This is a genomic window from Vibrio sp. F13 (assembly GCF_020806305.2).
Taxonomy (GTDB): Bacteria; Pseudomonadota; Gammaproteobacteria; order Enterobacterales; family Vibrionaceae; genus Vibrio; species Vibrio crassostreae_C.
Genome location: NZ_CP170177.1, coordinates 148,229 through 162,840, shown reverse-complemented (window position 1 = coordinate 162,840; position 14,612 = coordinate 148,229). Strand labels below are relative to the sequence as shown.

Genomic DNA, 14,612 nt, shown 5'->3' with positions numbered 1-14,612 from the left:
ACAAAGTGACACCATGAAAAAGCAATAGAATCAAACATCGAGCAAATAGGCGTACTGTGGTACTGAGAGCGGTATTGGCGACCGCTTGCGGTCGAGCCTTTGGCTCAAATTCTTTTAGCGCGAGCGTTGAAGCGTTCGGACAAAAAAAATGCCTCTAGGATAAGAGGCATTTAAGAAAACATATTTGAATATTAAACGTTGATATGACTGCCAACCCAAAACGCGGCACCGGCTACCGTCGCAATCATAGCGAAGGCTGTTGCAATAATGAGATTTTTAAGGGAACTCACTTCATTACGAACTGTGTCGATTTTATCTGAAAGCTCATTACGAACTGTGTCGATTTTATCTGAAAGCTCATGACGAACCGCTTCGATCTTCTGATCGAGTTCTTTACGCGTATCATTTAACTGCTCTTGAGTGGCAGCATGAGCGGTTAGGTTGATCAGCTCTTCAACGCTTAATGTGACTTTGCTTGATTCAGACATAGTAGAAACCTTATTTAATTGCTTACAGTTTATAGCATTATGATGAGGAAGTCATTCACGCCAGAATAGGCGTAAATGAGAGACATGTTTCACTAATGGCTATATCCAACCACGCTCCACAAACGACACCACATCTTCAAAAGACACCACGAAATGATCGAGAACTCGAATATCAACCAAGGCTAACGCGTCGGTCAGTCGTCGAGTAATACGTCGATCGGCTTGACTGGGTGTGGCATCACCGCTGGGATGGTTATGATAAAAAATGACCGCGCTTGCATTTGTGGCCAGTGACTCTTTGACCACTTCACGCGGGTAAACGGATGCGGTGTCAATGGTGCCGTTAAACATCTCTTTTGTGCGTAAAACTCGATGCTGACTATCAAGAAAGATCACCCCAAACACTTCGCTTTCATTGGAAGCAAGTGAAGCCTGACAAAATGACTTCACCAATTCAGGGGAATTGAGTGGCGTCTGCTCTGACACAAACAACTTAGATTTTAAAATGCTCGCGGCATGGTGCAAGATATCTTTTTCTTCTACAGAGAAAAGGCTGTGATTAGAGTAGTTAGCAAGTACAGACATAATAGATCCCTTTTAATATTTAAAGTCGTGATGGGCGGCGCTCAGTCCGTGTTATTGGCCATACAAGATAGTCAGAAGATCTTTCGCTCTCGCTTGATGCTTAGCGGTCGTTTCAACGTTTCTCTCTTCTTTTTTCGCATAGGCGTAATCTTCTCGCATCTGTTTCACAGTCGTAGCTCTATCACATACGCCAATACTCACCCCTTTTCCTTTATTTCCTTCCTCCAAGATCAAAGAGTCGGTATAACCAAACTCATTAAGTAAAATCTCATGCACTTTAACCGCTCGAACGCTCGAATTAAAGTCCGTTGAATTCACCCAAATAAGTCCCTTTGAAACAGTCGCGGAAACGGTCGAACGCACTGCACGTTCAACGACCTGGCAGGAGATATCATTTTTTGGTGAGCTTTCGTGCCCAGCGGCGAAACGCTGGTCGCTGAACATCGATTTAGAGAGAGTTGGGCTTGAGTTTCGTTGTGCCATGAGGAGTTTCCTTTTTGTTTGAGTATCACTTTTATGGAGCCGCTTGGCTGTCCGGCAAGCGCTCATGGTTCTCAATAACAAGGGCGCGAAGCGTTCATATACCCTTGTTATTGGGGCTCTGAGCGAGCACGGTAAACAGCCTGCGAGCCCCATCAAATGATGCAAGTCGAAAGGGAAATCGGCACATAAGGCAACAAGCCCTTACTCGAACTTAATGGAGGTCAGTGAAATGAGTGAGGAGGTACGACGAACAGCAACGAGGAAGACTGACGAGGCGCAGGCGTTTAGGGTTGTACGATAGGAGCTTGTAGAGAAGCACCTTCTGGTGCGGCACGCAGTGGCTCACTAGGGTGATGCCAATCTAGGCCATAGATGAAAGCTCCAAGAGAAAGCCTTGCCCGAAGGATCACGCCTAAGGAAAGAGCACCTCATTATTTCTCACCCCACGTAAAAAACTAAGAAGCAATAAGCTAAGAGATAAGAAGCCAAGAATGAGGATTATTTAAATACATTTACCCGTCAGTAAGTCACTAGAATGGGTATATCGATACTGCCACCTTGCTCACTGTAACTCCCTTTTGAGAGCCAAAGGTCAGCGTCCCTTTTTCAAAACGAGCATTAATGGTCTCAAGCGCTCGATTAAGCTCTAACTTGTTAGAGTTAGCCCCAAATCAGTCAAGCCAGTTTCTAAGTTAATGTATATACGTCTATAAGTAAGGCAAACACTTGTCGTATTTTCCAGTAGGAATAAAAACAGATATCGTCCTTACCTCACTTTTTTGAGACCTCACCTTAGTCATCACTTCAGCGCTGTGATGTACTATTTCTCCAAATAGCACATCCGTTTCTCTTAATCGGTCCCGATAACTTAGTTCAACTGATTTACGCAACAAAGAAATATCAAAATCCTTCATACGTGGTGCGAGCCATGTAAATCCAAATCAAACGGTGATGAAAACCGTGCGGTGCTTTATTAAATTATTCATATGTGTGCTCTACCCTTTGCCACTTAGAGTAGTTATATCAAGATATTTAGTTATAGTGCGTTAATGACACAATGCCTTTCTAGCGTAAATCAATTTTAATTAAGCCAAGAAATTATTTACACCTTCGCAATAATTATTGGCTTTGTTGCGTAATTCAGTTTAGAAACAGAGTCTCCCCGTTTCTCATGCTTTTTAGTCAATACGACAAGTTTCAGGCATACCTAACCCAGTAAGCTTGTTCAACGGTTTTATCATCGCGTAAGTTTCACCCACCTGTGAATTGTAATTTCTTAAGCTCAATCGCCCTCCTAACAACTGTTTTACTCGATACATCACTGTTTCTGATAGTGAACGTCTGTGGTATCCATACCGCTCTTTCCAATACTTATTTGAGCCGTATAACTTCTGGCAACCCACGGCGAGATTTCGAGGGTGACCACGCTCCCAGAAGGCTGCTCCTTCTCTTGGGGGAATAAGCGCAACGGCTCGCTTAATCTTAATAGCAGCGTGGCACACTCTCGTGTCGTACGCGCCATCGCCAGACTCTACGCTTGCCATCCGTCTCGTGTTTTTTGACTTTTCATGAGTGCTGTCGTGATAGCTAAATCACTGAATCGACGTGGCCTACCGCGCTTATTCTGTTTGCTTTGCGCCCAACCGCTTATTGCCTCTTCATCAATCCAAAAAGTCAGAGAGCCACGGTTAATGAGCGATTGGTTGTATTGCTTCCTGTTGGTTGTTTTGTAACGAGGTTTAGACATAGAGCTACGAGAGAGAGTGGACGTAGCTGATCATATCGTAGGTTCTTGATTTAGTTCCATTGAATTACGCAACAACAAATCCACCTAGCTTTATTATTTATATTTAATAGATATAAATAATAAATATATATCTTTTCAACCCTAGAACCATTGTTACATTATAACAATTAGTGTTCTATTTGAGGTCGAGGGAATGAAAGGACACCTTTTAAAAGTAAAAGCACTTTTTTTGGCAACTTTGGCTTTGGGTGACATGGCCTCTGCTTCTACAGCTCTTCAGTTCAAAGACGTGCTCGGTAGAAACATCTCTTTAGAAAAGCCGGCAGAAAAAATTTTCCTAGGTTTTTATTTTGAGGATTACCTAGCGATCGCTGGACCAGATGCTTACAAAAAAGTGGCTATTTTCCCAAGACACTCTTGGAAAGATTACCGTCAATCTCAATGGACCACCTATAAAAAAATCATTCCTGAGTTAGAAACGATTATTGATTCAGGTTCTCTTTATACAGGTACTTTTGATTTCGAAAAACTCTTGTTAACTAAACCTGATGTTGCACTTCTTGCGGCGTGGCAATATCAATCCCTTGGTGAAAAAGTTGAAATACTTGAAAAGAATGGTATCAGAGTTGTCGTTGTAGACTTCAATGCTCAAACGCTTGAAAAACACGTCATTAGCACACGTGTTATAGGCAGAGTAATGGGGACAGAAGGACGCGCTTCATCGATTGCAACGGAATACGAAAACACAGTAAACATGGTTAAACAACGTGTTACGAGGCATCTGGAAAACCACACGGCACGCCGTGTGTATGTGGAAGCAGGTACAGGTGGACCAAATGAATACGGTAAATCTTACTCGACGACAATGTGGGGCAACCTTTTGACAATGGCGGGGGCCGATAACCTTGCCCATGGGATGTTTGAAGGTTCTGCCCACCTAACGCCTGAATATATCTTGAGTCAAGATCCAGAAGTGATCTTTATATCCGGTGCTCACTGGGTTAAACATAACGACAGCGCCCTGCTTGGTTTCAACAGCACAATGGAAGAAGCGCAAACTAGATACCGCCCCTACCTAAATCGTGCTGGCTGGAATCAACTGACGGCAGTTAAAAATGGTGACGTCTACGGTATATACCACTCAGGAACACGTACTATTTACGACCACGTTTTCTTGTTGTATCTAGCAAAGTCTATTTACCCAGAAGCATTTAAAGATATTGAACCTAAGAAATTGCACCAAGAATTTTTTAGGAACTACATGCCGCAAGCGCTCAAAGGCACTTTCATGATTCAGGTGGGCGTAACTCATGAATGAAAGCATGAAAGCATCGTCTGACCTGAATCATTCCAGCGGCGCTATTTATCAAAGAATGCAGAAGCAAAGAATTAAGATTTTGCTAGGCGCTTTTCTGGCAACGAGTTTTTCCGCTTTATTCGATCTTGGTACTGGCTCATCGTGGCTAGGCATTGAACAAGTTGTTGAAGCCCTCCTAGGTGGTCCCTCTGGTGACAGCTTATCAACACTTATTGTCTGGCAACTTCGGTTACCCATCACTCTCACCTGTCTTATGGTTGGCGCCTCACTCGGCCTCGCTGGCGGTCTAATGCAAACCCTCTTAGCCAACCCACTTGCCAGTCCGTATACCCTTGGTATCTCTGCTGCTGCTGGATTTGGTGCAGCCATAGCTTTTTTAACCGGTTTTTCAGTATTTGGTTTGCATTGGTTAGGCGTGCCGTTTGCCGCTTTCTTGACATCTGGATTAGCGAGTATGGCGATCTATATAATTGGTCGCAGCCGACATATGGACGCAAAAATCCTGATTTTGGCAGGTATTGTCGTTCTCTTCTTTTTCCAGGCTTTACAGTCATTAATTCAATATTTGGCATCACCAGAAGTGCTGCAGCAAATTGTTTTTTGGTTATTTGGCAGTCTACTGAAGGCGAGTTGGTTGTCCTTCTTTGTTTCAGGAGCCGTTTTCCTGTTCGGTTTGGTCTTTGCGTTATCTAAGGTATGGGCACTCACCGCCCTCACTTTAGGCGAAGAGCGTGCACTCGCCTTGGGAATAAAGACCAGCAAGTTAAGACTACAGATGTTTTTACTGTGTTCCTTATTAACTGCAGGAGCAGTGTCGTTTGTCGGAACCATTGGTTTCATTGGTTTGGTTGCTCCTCACCTAGCAAGAATGCTAATAGGCGAAGATCAGCGTTTCTACTTACCTTTGGCGGCATTAATGGGAGCGTTGCTTTTATGTACCTCGTCTCTTGTTGCTAAGTTGATTGTCCCAGGCACTATCATACCAATTGGTATCGTCACCTCCTTAGTCGGTGTGCCGATCCTTCTTTATTTTCTGATAAGCAGGAGGTTTATCTAATGACGTCGCTTTCAATAGAAAATCTTGCCGTTCCAATTGGAAGAAAACTCGTTTTAAAGAAGGTAGATGCCCACTTTTTGGGTGGCAAATTTACCGCCATTTTAGGGCCCAATGGCGCAGGAAAAACGACATTGCTCAAAGCTATCATGGGCATCATTCCTTCTGATGGGAAGATTAATTCAAGTGGGGAGGACGGGCTGAGATTACCGCTACAATCCTTCTCGTACCTATGTCAACTCAACAAATCTCCCTGTCAATTAACGGTTATTGAGTTTGTCTTACTGGGCTTGGTTCATCAACTGAGCTGGAACATCACATTTGAACAAGAACAAAAAGCAGACGCCATCCTTGATTATCTAGGTTTGAGAAATCTCGCCCTTAGACAGTTTTCTCAACTAAGCGGTGGTCAGCAACAGCTGGTTTCACTGGCGCAATCTCTTGTTGCTGAGCCCAAGGTATTGCTCTTAGATGAACCAACAAGCGCCTTAGATCTCAAGCATCAAGTCCAAATTTTAGACCTTGTTCGTCAATATACCCGAGCCAAAAATATCATCACAATTGCGGTCCTACACGACCTCTCTCTCGCTGCTCGATACTGCGACCATCTTCTCTTAATGAATGATGGTGAAGTTCAATATTGCGGTAAACCAGAAGACGTGCTCGATTCTGAAAGGCTGGGGAAAATCTATCAGATTCATGTGGACGTAGGTTGTTGCGTTCATGGACATACCCACGTCACCCCAGTTCGAGCCCTTAAAACAGATTAGGCATTCTTATGGCAATGAATAAAAGGCAATATCACTTATTAGTTTCTCTATCCACGTTTGAATCTCAAATTCAAACCCTGACTCATTACAGCCTTGAAAATTGTGAATGTTTTGTCCTTTTGCAAGAAAAAATTGATGAGTTTTGCGCTTGGATTTTGCAAGAAAATTTTAAAACCATTAGCGATGATTTTGATATGACCCCTGAGTACGATCGTTTAATCAAGCAGCTTCGTGAAACTGCTGTAAAAGCTCTGTGTTTATTGGAAAAACATCAGTCTCAGTGTGCCAGAGAGCATCAAATCGACATCAGCGAATATTTATACCAACTTTCTGAAAACACAAAAATTGAACTAAAAAAAGCAGGAATTGAAAGCAACTCTCGAGTCCTGTTTATTGGCTCAGGGTCCTATCCGGTTTCTGCTTTCACTATATCTCAGAGCACAGGCGCTCTCGTGCACGGTATAGATCTTGATGAGCAGGCAGTGAAAATGGCCAACCAACTCAACTTGTCAACCACTTTTAGCTGCAAAGATCTAATCACTGAGTTTGCCTCTTTCCGGCCAACTCATGTTGTAGTAGCCTCTTTAGTGGAACATAAATGGGAACAACTCAGACAGCTTAGACCTCATCTTAACCACTCTCACCGAGTATTAGTTCGATTCGGTAATGGTTTAAAGTCCGCCTTCAATTACCCTTTCAACCCAAACCTAATGGATGGGTGGGAAACACAACAGATCCATAACGATGCAGCGATATATGACACCGTCTTGATGGAGCGCGCAAAATGACTCTTTCATTAGGAAAAGTGTTAATCGTTGGCACAGGGCCAGCCGCATTTCAGACAGCAAAAATCATCAGAAACCAGTGCGAGCAACTTGGGTTAGTAAACCGCTCATCAGAGCGCTGGCAGCCGATGTTCGAAAGCTTACACAACGAACGTATTGCGCATATTTTCGCTGCCAAATCCTCTTTGAAGCGAATGGCTGGGCAGGTGATATTTGATGCGGTTTTTGAAGATTTACGCGATGTAAGCGGACAATGGGATACGTTGGTTCTGGGCACCCCATCTCATGCTTATTCAGCGGTTCTATTGGCTTTACCTAAATCGTGTTTGAGTTCCACAAAAATAGTAGTCCTCATTTCATCCTTATTTGGTGGGCACCGGATTGTAAAAGGCTTGTTTTCAGAACTGAATTTAACCCCCAACGTACTGATATTTTCCAATTACTTTGCGGCCACTAAATTTATAACGGAACAAGCTGGCGTTCGTGTCCTTACCAAAGCGGTTAAAAAACGTATTTATGCTTACTCAAGTAAAGAAAAATGCCCTGTCCTAGAGCTACTGACTCAAACTTTAGCGGATATCGGTGTTGAAGTTGTCGAGTTGGAAAATGGGTTTAGCGTAGAAGGACGAAACATTACCTCTTTCGTTCATCCCGCATTTTTTATGACCCCTTTCTCGCTCAATCATATCTTAAGTGAGACGAGAGAAGTTAAGTACATGTACAAACTTTTCCCTGAGGGACCGATCACAACCGAAACCATCCACATTTTGGTTGAGCTATGGCGCGATATATCAAGATTGATACTTCACTTTAACGGAACACCATTTAACTTGTTACAATTTCTCAATGATGACAACTACCCTGTGCATCCAGAAACCATTCGTCGTCGTCAAATTGAGCAGTTTATGTCGCTCACTCCAATAGCGCAGGAATATTTGGTTTACGTACGATACAGCGCGATTCTGATCGATCCTTTTTCTAAGCCGGATGAAAATGGGTGCTACTTCAACTTCTCTGCCGTGCCCTATGCCAAAGGTAAGGTGGAAAAAGGCAAGTTGTCTTTACCTCGAATACCTAAAGAAGATATACAGAATCTTTACTGGCTTCAAGTCTTAGGCAGAGCGCATGGGATTGCATTACCGAGCGTTAACCGTGTGCTAGGTATATTCGAATCTTGGTTAAGTAGCTCTCAACTCCCTCACCATTTGATTGAAGAGTCCCGCACTCAAGCGCACCAATACCTTGGTTGGGTGCGTCTATCATACGACCTTTAAAGAAACCCATCATGAACAACGGTGTAGCGTTAACTATATTTTCTGCGTTCATTTTTAGTGTCATGAACGCACTTATTAAAGCGGCCAGTTTGACGATTCCAAGCTCTGAAATTGTCTTCTTCCGAAGCGCAATAGGAACCGTTCTGATTTTAGGTTTAATGTGGAAAGCGAGTATCAGGTTTTCTACCACGGGCATACCAATGCTTTTGCTTCGTGGCCTGTTTGGGGCGTTTTATCTGCTCGCTTTTGTGTACGCGATTACCCACATGCCGCTAGCGGACGCCGTGATTTTGGCTTACCTGTCCCCGTTCTTCGTTATATTACTTTCCAACCTAATTTTGGGAGAAAAAGCCCCTAAAAAAGTAGCATTCCTTTTTCCGCTCACTTTGGTTGGAGTTACCTTAATTGTAAATCCATTTAGCTTCGACACATTTAATTTGTATGCCCTCTCAGGGGTGGCGAGTGCTTTTTTTGCGGCGGCTGCCTCTATCACTATTCGCCACCTGAGTAAGAGGCACCATATTTACGAGATTGTGTTTTATTTTCTTTTCACTTCGATGTTGGTATCCGGTTACTTGATGAGGGATGAGTTTGTGGTTCCACAGGGAATTGCGTGGATTTATCTAATTGCCATTGGTCTTGTTTCGCTCATTGGGCAAATTTTCCTAACAAAGGCATTCAGTCATGAAAACGCCGCTGTAGTTGCAGTCACCCGCTATATCGGCTTGGTCTTCAATATACTTTGGGGGGTTATTTTTTGGTATGAAATCCCTAGTTGGATGAGCACATGTGGCGTTCTTATAATAATAACAACATCTATTTCCCTCTCGCTAAAGAAAAAAAATATTATTCAATGATTCTGAGTACCACCTAGAAAACAAACTAATCAAAGAGAGTAGGGAAGGCTTTGTTGCGTAATTAAATTTAGAGATAGATGCACCCCGTTTCGCATACTTTTTAGTCAATACGACAAGTTTCAGGCATACCTAACCCAGTAAGCTTGTTCAACGCTTTTATCATCGCGTAAGTTTCACCTACCTGTGAATTGTAATTTCTTAAGCTCAGTTGCCCTCCTAGCAACTGTTTAACTCGATACATCGCTGTTTCTGAGAGTGAACGTTTGTGGTATCCATACCGCTCTTTCCAATACTTATTTGAGCCGTATAACTTCTGGCAACCCACTGCGAGATTTCGAGGATGACCACGCTCCAAGAAGGCAGCCCCTTCTCTTGGGGGAATAAGCGCAACGGCTCGCTTAATCTTAATAGCAGCGTGACATGCTCTCGTGTCGTAAGTACCATCACCAGACACCTCAAGGATACTTCGGCGTGTTTGTTTCAGTAAGTTCGAGAGTACTTCCCCATCTCTAACCGTCGATAAACTTAGCTCGGCTGCAATAATTACATGAGTGCTTGTATCGACGGCAATATGAAGCTTTCGCCAGACTCTACGCTTGCCATCTGTCCCGTGTTTTTTGACTTTCTATTCACCTTCGCCATAAACCTTTAGGCCAGTCGCATCAATGGCTAGGTGCTGTATCGCTCCTTTCGTTTTTGTCTTAAATGAGACCTCAACTTGCTTTGCTCTACGACTGATGCAGGTGTAATGCGGACAGCTTAATGGAACATGGGCCAGTCTAAATATCGAGTTGATAAATCCTTGCAACGCTCTCAGTGGCATAGAAAACACGCGTTTCACCATGAGTGCTGTCGTGATAGCTAAATCACTGAATCGACGTGGCCTACCGCGCTTATTCTGTTTGCTTTGCGCCCACCCGCTATCGCCTCTTCATCAATCCAAAAGGTCAGAGAGCCACGGTTAATGAGTGATTGGTTGTATTGCTTCCAGTTGGTTGTTTTGTAAAGAGGTTTAGGCATAGAGCTACGAGAGGTAGTGAACGTAGCTGATCAGATCGTAGGTTCTTGATTTAGTTCCATTGAATTACGCAACAAAGCCAGTTAACGCTACTTGGAATATCAAAAAGAGGAAATAAAGAACTGAGAACGCTATTTATCCATGCCGCAAGGTCAATTTTATGGAAAGATAAGTCGGTCGAAAAATATTTTGGTTCATGGCTTATTGAGCTTAAGAAGCGAAAATCTTTTAACTTGGCTGTGTGGTGAAAAATTGAAAATACAGGGGCATTTTTTGGAATACTTCCCGATTACTATTTGTTTTCGCTAAGAGCCTAAATTATCGATGAAAAACGCCCCTCTTGAAAGGGGTGTAGATTTGAACACACTGTTTTTACATGAACGCCAAGTTACTCTTATCCAGGAGCACTTTAACTCCAGAATACAGGCTAAAAATGACGAAATTACAGTTAACGGCGATTATCGCTAAAACGCCTCTGTCGGATAGGCGGCACCTGTTCCCAGATGCCTCCCTCCTCAGAACCGTACGTGCAACTTTCACTGCATACGGCTCAAGCCTCCACAAAGGCATCGTTAAGCACCCAGTAACAAAATTACCTTTGCGATACACACTTAAAGCTTTAAAACTGCCCCAATGGCCATTTAATGAATAAGAAACCACGGTTCGCTGTCAGAAGACGCACTGATTTTATTCGAAATCATCATTTGTTTTTCTTCTTTAATAAAGTTCTTCAAGCTATCTCGCAACGGGAGACCAGTTAGAAGTCAGCTCGCTTTCGCGCCAGATATAACCTGTATCTACTTCATTACAAAGTAGCATTCGCTTTTTCTAACCTCCTTTACCTGCATACCTATCGGCAACCTTTACAGGCTGCTTTCCCATAGGGAGATATACAGGCTTGCCCTGTTCCGTATGCCGCATAAAATGTCAACTTAGATGCCCACAATGGTGCGGAGAGTGCAATGACCACGAAAGAGTAATGTCCAATCTCTTCCCGACTCTCGTTGCCTTTTGGCTACAGCGTATTAACCACTTCCGCTGCTTCATCATATAACGCGCCTTAAATGGATTCATTATATTCATCATATTGCCCCCCTAGCACTCACCCGACTTGTGGTTGTCAGGAGGAACGTCCTCTAACGATTCTTCCAGCTCAGTCAACAACCAAGCTTCGTTACATTGTCAGAGCCGCTTCTTTATTCAGGCTCCTAGGGGCATCTGGTAGTACAGATGGTTCACCCTTCGTGGTGAACAACGTTTCATACGACTTCAGGTCGCCCGGACATTTCTGAGTTACACGTTTTATTAAATTAATATTTCATGAATTATTTAAGGTCTTGTAAAACCTCTAGCCTAGTGGCCAAATTTACTCACCTACAACACGTTAAAACGAGAATACGGAAAGTCAATAAAAACCCTTATAACATATGGGATTTTATTAATTCAATTAATATTGAAAGTTATTTTGATAATAAATAATCATTATTATTTTTTTATATTTATCTAGCTGAGCTATAAAAAGACTTCATTTTTAATATATGGACGTCTTTCTAAATGCCTTTTCAAATACTCTGCTCTCAAGGACGTGTCGCGGACAGAGCAGATCGTATGCTCGAGGGCGCAAAGCTCACAGCAAATAAACTTGCTCTATATTATGACATTACACCTAACTACGTAGGGCAACGATCGCCTACGAAATCGGATGATTGGAGTGTTGCACTCCAGGAATCTCGAAAGACCCTCGCTCTGTTGCAGACAAAAATCTCCCATTTACTAGCCACTGGCGATAGCCCTGTCCTATTTGCATCAAATACCTGCTCAGCGAGCTTAGCGACACTGCCCGTTGTTGCATCGACTTTTCCTGACATAAAGGTCCTATGGATCGATGCACACAGTGACTTTAATACCCCTGAAACGACAGAAACCGGTTATCTCGGCGGGATGGTATTGGCTGCTACATGCGGCCTGTGGGATAGCGGTTTTGGCGCGGGAGTTAAACCTAATAATGTTGCTTTAATTGGCGTACATGACATCGATGAAAAAGAACTTAACAACGTTAATAATGCAGGTCTCATGCACTTTCCCCCTTCAACTCTGACGCCAGAGTCAGTCATCAAATTCATTGGTGATTCCAAAGTCTGGGTTCATGTGGATTGGGACGTTATGGACCCGGGGCAGATTTCCGCTGACTTCAAAGTCGAGGGAGGCTTGAAAGTCGCCCAATTATTGGATCTATTCGAGTCACTTCCTAACAACCAAATTATGGGCTTAGAACTTGCTGAGTTCTGTGCAGATAGCCACTCGTCAGTAGCCAATACAGAAGGACTAGATCTCATCATTCAAGCCGTGGATGCGCTATTCAAAAAAAATAAGAGTTTATAGTCATGGAAATCATCAAAACTAACCCTGCGGCTCTTGCGCCTAATGAGCAACATAAAACCTTGTATACACATGCAGAACTGTTGCAAGAACTGAATCAGTTTTCAAACTGGAAGAAGGAAGCGTGGGAAGAATTCAGTAAGAGAGTCAGCGCCCCTGAGTTCCCTTGCCTGTTTAGCCGCAGAGCGTGGAACTCTAAGACTATCCAAGTGCTGTTTTGTGAGTCGGATGAACACAACACTTACTACCCGTTTTTGCATGGACTGATTGCTTATACGGACATGTTGAATTCCACTCCAGTTAATAAGCGTATGTTCTCGCCATTAGTGGTGTTTTTTTCTCCGGACCTTTCACTTTCAATGGCACCGCACAAGCTTGGTTGGGAAGTCTTAAATTGGACGCATGAGCACGATGTCGCTCAATGGCCTAGGCATATACCTATCGACCCCGAGGCATCTAAATGGACATACTGCTTTAATGGTGTCGAACTGTTTATCAACATGAGCTCAGACAAGCATCAAGTGCTTAGAAATCGGAATCTCGGCTCACGCCTTAATTTTGTGATTAACGCAAGGGAGGTCTTTGACATGGTCGCTAATGGTGAAACGAAAGGTGGCAGGCAGGCTCGAGAGCGTATTCGAAATCGTGTCAAAAAATACAACAACGGAGTGATGCCAACTGAGTTGGGGTTTTATGGAGAAGAAGAAAACCTCGAATGGCGTCAGTATCAGTTGCAAGAAGCTAGTGTGAAACGACCAAGACTGTGTCCCTTCAAATAAAAACTAACGAGAGAACGTAGATGCCTTTATATAACTCAATAACAGAAACTGTTGGATGCACTCCAATTGTCAAACTAAACAATCTTGCTCCAAAGGGAGTCGAGGTTTATGTCAAAGTGGAGTCTTTCAACCCAGCTGGTTCAGTCAAAGATAGGCTTGCACTCTCAATCGTGTTAGACGCTGAAACAAAAGGTTTGCTCAAGAAAGACGACACAATTATTGAATGCACTTCAGGTAATGTTGGAATTGCCTTGGCCATGGTTGCCGCAGCCAGAGGATACAAATTTATCGCCGTAATGGGGGATGGATATTCGCTAGAACGCAGGAAGCTAATTCGCGCTTACGGTGGTGAAGTCATCTTGTTCCCAAGTGAACAAGGTAGTAGCGGCGGTAATCGAATTGCCGACCAGCTTGCAGCTCAGAATGGATGGTTCAGACCCCGCCAGTTCGATAATCCAGCTAACCCTGCTTATCATCGTGAAACGACAGCAAGTGAGATACTCAGTGATTTTTCTGGTAAGCGTTTGGATTACTTTGTCACAGGCTTTGGTACAAGCGGAACTCTTACGGGTATTGGACAGATGCTGAAGGTGGCACGACCGGAGGTTGAAATTGTCGTCCCAGAACCTAAAGGTGCTCAGATCCTCGCAAAGGACCAATGGAAAGTTCACCCCATCCAAGGTTGGACCCCAGATTTCATACCAAGTGTGCTGGATAAGAGTGTGGTGGATAACCTTGTCACTGTTGATGGAAATTTGGGGATCACGACGGCACGTGACTTAGCTCGTCACGAAGGCATTCTTGTTGGTATCTCTGCCGGGGCAACGGTAGCTACAGCTTTAGAAGTGGCTAAATCTGCATCTAAAGGAAGCGTGATATTGGCAATGGCACCAGATACAGGAGAAAGATATTTGTCTACTGAGTTGTTTGATCAACTTGGTAATGAAGAAACGGACCCTTTTATTACAACTTGGAGCGAAGAGTCTATAACAGCTGAATGTAATGCATAGTTCACCCTCTAAATACTGGATTTATGTTAATAGTACACGTGACATGTAAACGCTATCAACGATAA

Annotated in this window: 14 protein-coding genes and 2 pseudogenes; 11 read left to right on the top strand and 5 right to left on the bottom strand. The window is 43.4% G+C overall.

What is annotated here, in order from left to right; all coding sequences use genetic code 11:
* Nucleotides 1-191 precede the first annotated feature (191 nt).
* The 4 genes and pseudogenes from LMH68_RS23575 to LMH68_RS23560 form a co-directional block, all read right to left on the bottom strand.
* Nucleotides 192-488 carry a hypothetical protein gene (locus tag LMH68_RS23575; protein ID WP_016800122.1) on the bottom strand — a complete coding sequence of 99 codons (297 nt, stop codon included), beginning with the start codon at nucleotides 486-488 and terminating at the stop codon, nucleotides 192-194.
* A gap of 99 nt (nucleotides 489-587) precedes the next feature.
* Nucleotides 588-1,073: a RadC family protein gene (radC, locus tag LMH68_RS23570; RefSeq protein WP_016800123.1), complete on the bottom strand. Its 486-nt coding sequence runs from the start codon at nucleotides 1,071-1,073 to the stop codon at nucleotides 588-590.
* 51 nt (nucleotides 1,074-1,124) lie between these two features.
* Nucleotides 1,125-1,556 carry a hypothetical protein gene (locus LMH68_RS23565; RefSeq protein ID WP_102258042.1) on the bottom strand — a complete coding sequence of 144 codons (432 nt, stop codon included), beginning with the start codon at nucleotides 1,554-1,556 and terminating at the stop codon, nucleotides 1,125-1,127.
* Between the two features lie 1,178 nt (nucleotides 1,557-2,734).
* A pseudogene (locus LMH68_RS23560) lies at nucleotides 2,735-3,303 on the bottom strand (transposase).
* 193 nt (nucleotides 3,304-3,496) lie between these two features.
* On the opposite strand from LMH68_RS23560, the gene LMH68_RS23555 reads away from it, so the two are divergent.
* The 6 genes from LMH68_RS23555 to LMH68_RS23530 are packed head-to-tail and all read left to right on the top strand — an operon-like array spanning nucleotide 3,497 to nucleotide 9,361.
* Nucleotides 3,497-4,621, top strand: a complete 1,125-nt coding sequence (locus tag LMH68_RS23555; RefSeq protein WP_016800125.1) for an ABC transporter substrate-binding protein — start codon at nucleotides 3,497-3,499, stop codon at nucleotides 4,619-4,621.
* Nucleotides 4,614-5,678: a FecCD family ABC transporter permease gene (locus tag LMH68_RS23550; protein ID WP_016800126.1), complete on the top strand. Its 1,065-nt coding sequence runs from the start codon at nucleotides 4,614-4,616 to the stop codon at nucleotides 5,676-5,678. The genes LMH68_RS23555 and LMH68_RS23550 overlap by 8 nt, the downstream gene beginning before the upstream one ends.
* Complete coding sequence (locus LMH68_RS23545) at nucleotides 5,678-6,445, top strand: ABC transporter ATP-binding protein (RefSeq protein WP_017103898.1); 768 nt, start codon at nucleotides 5,678-5,680, stop codon at nucleotides 6,443-6,445. Before LMH68_RS23550 ends, LMH68_RS23545 begins: the two co-directional genes overlap by 1 nt.
* 8 nt (nucleotides 6,446-6,453) lie before the next feature.
* The gene (locus tag LMH68_RS23540; RefSeq protein WP_016800128.1) at nucleotides 6,454-7,233 is read left to right on the top strand and encodes a hypothetical protein; all 780 of its coding nucleotides are present in this window, start codon (nucleotides 6,454-6,456) and stop codon (nucleotides 7,231-7,233) included.
* Entirely contained in the window at nucleotides 7,230-8,504 is a 1,275-nt protein-coding gene (locus LMH68_RS23535; protein WP_017100974.1) for an opine metallophore biosynthesis dehydrogenase, read from the top strand. The genes LMH68_RS23540 and LMH68_RS23535 overlap by 4 nt, the downstream gene beginning before the upstream one ends.
* Before the next feature lie 11 nt (nucleotides 8,505-8,515).
* Complete coding sequence (locus tag LMH68_RS23530; protein ID WP_016800130.1) at nucleotides 8,516-9,361, top strand: DMT family transporter; 846 nt, start codon at nucleotides 8,516-8,518, stop codon at nucleotides 9,359-9,361.
* A 100-nt stretch (nucleotides 9,362-9,461) separates the two neighbouring features.
* Here the strand turns inward: LMH68_RS23530 and LMH68_RS23525 are convergent.
* Nucleotides 9,462-10,381 (bottom strand): annotated as a pseudogene (locus LMH68_RS23525) (IS5 family transposase).
* A gap of 63 nt (nucleotides 10,382-10,444) precedes the next feature.
* Here LMH68_RS23525 and LMH68_RS23520 point away from each other — a divergent pair.
* From LMH68_RS23520 to cysK, 5 genes are all read left to right on the top strand, one after another.
* Nucleotides 10,445-10,627 (top strand): transposase, encoded by a 183-nt coding sequence (locus LMH68_RS23520; RefSeq protein ID WP_371731383.1) that lies wholly within the window; start codon nucleotides 10,445-10,447, stop codon nucleotides 10,625-10,627.
* Between the two features lie 185 nt (nucleotides 10,628-10,812).
* Nucleotides 10,813-11,031 carry a hypothetical protein gene (locus LMH68_RS23515; protein WP_139137543.1) on the top strand — a complete coding sequence of 73 codons (219 nt, stop codon included), beginning with the start codon at nucleotides 10,813-10,815 and terminating at the stop codon, nucleotides 11,029-11,031.
* Between the two features lie 902 nt (nucleotides 11,032-11,933).
* Nucleotides 11,934-12,761 carry an arginase family protein gene (locus tag LMH68_RS23510; protein WP_229648119.1) on the top strand — a complete coding sequence of 276 codons (828 nt, stop codon included), beginning with the start codon at nucleotides 11,934-11,936 and terminating at the stop codon, nucleotides 12,759-12,761.
* A 2-nt stretch (nucleotides 12,762-12,763) separates the two neighbouring features.
* A complete protein-coding gene (locus LMH68_RS23505) occupies nucleotides 12,764-13,537 on the top strand; it encodes a YqcI/YcgG family protein (protein WP_017102335.1) in 774 nt (257 codons plus the stop codon).
* 20 nt (nucleotides 13,538-13,557) lie between these two features.
* Entirely contained in the window at nucleotides 13,558-14,547 is a 990-nt protein-coding gene (cysK, locus tag LMH68_RS23500; protein WP_017100378.1) for a cysteine synthase A, read from the top strand.
* Nucleotides 14,548-14,612 lie beyond the last annotated feature (65 nt).

What these genes read in the sequence shown, in the direction of transcription:
- radC (WP_016800123.1), bottom strand. Translation starts at nt 1,073, where the DNA reads ATGTCTGTACTTGCTAACTACTCTAATCACAGCCTTTTCTCTGTAGAA.
- LMH68_RS23575 (WP_016800122.1), bottom strand. Translation starts at nt 488, where the DNA reads ATGTCTGAATCAAGCAAAGTCACATTAAGCGTTGAAGAGCTGATCAAC.
- LMH68_RS23510 (WP_229648119.1), top strand. Translation starts at nt 11,934, where the DNA reads ATGCCTTTTCAAATACTCTGCTCTCAAGGACGTGTCGCGGACAGAGCA.
- LMH68_RS23530 (WP_016800130.1), top strand. Translation starts at nt 8,516, where the DNA reads ATGAACAACGGTGTAGCGTTAACTATATTTTCTGCGTTCATTTTTAGT.
- LMH68_RS23515 (WP_139137543.1), top strand. Translation starts at nt 10,813, where the DNA reads ATGACGAAATTACAGTTAACGGCGATTATCGCTAAAACGCCTCTGTCG.
- LMH68_RS23565 (WP_102258042.1), bottom strand. Translation starts at nt 1,556, where the DNA reads ATGGCACAACGAAACTCAAGCCCAACTCTCTCTAAATCGATGTTCAGC.
- cysK (WP_017100378.1), top strand. Translation starts at nt 13,558, where the DNA reads ATGCCTTTATATAACTCAATAACAGAAACTGTTGGATGCACTCCAATT.
- LMH68_RS23550 (WP_016800126.1), top strand. Translation starts at nt 4,614, where the DNA reads ATGAATGAAAGCATGAAAGCATCGTCTGACCTGAATCATTCCAGCGGC.
- LMH68_RS23545 (WP_017103898.1), top strand. Translation starts at nt 5,678, where the DNA reads ATGACGTCGCTTTCAATAGAAAATCTTGCCGTTCCAATTGGAAGAAAA.
- LMH68_RS23555 (WP_016800125.1), top strand. Translation starts at nt 3,497, where the DNA reads ATGAAAGGACACCTTTTAAAAGTAAAAGCACTTTTTTTGGCAACTTTG.
- LMH68_RS23535 (WP_017100974.1), top strand. Translation starts at nt 7,230, where the DNA reads ATGACTCTTTCATTAGGAAAAGTGTTAATCGTTGGCACAGGGCCAGCC.
- LMH68_RS23540 (WP_016800128.1), top strand. Translation starts at nt 6,454, where the DNA reads ATGGCAATGAATAAAAGGCAATATCACTTATTAGTTTCTCTATCCACG.
- LMH68_RS23505 (WP_017102335.1), top strand. Translation starts at nt 12,764, where the DNA reads ATGGAAATCATCAAAACTAACCCTGCGGCTCTTGCGCCTAATGAGCAA.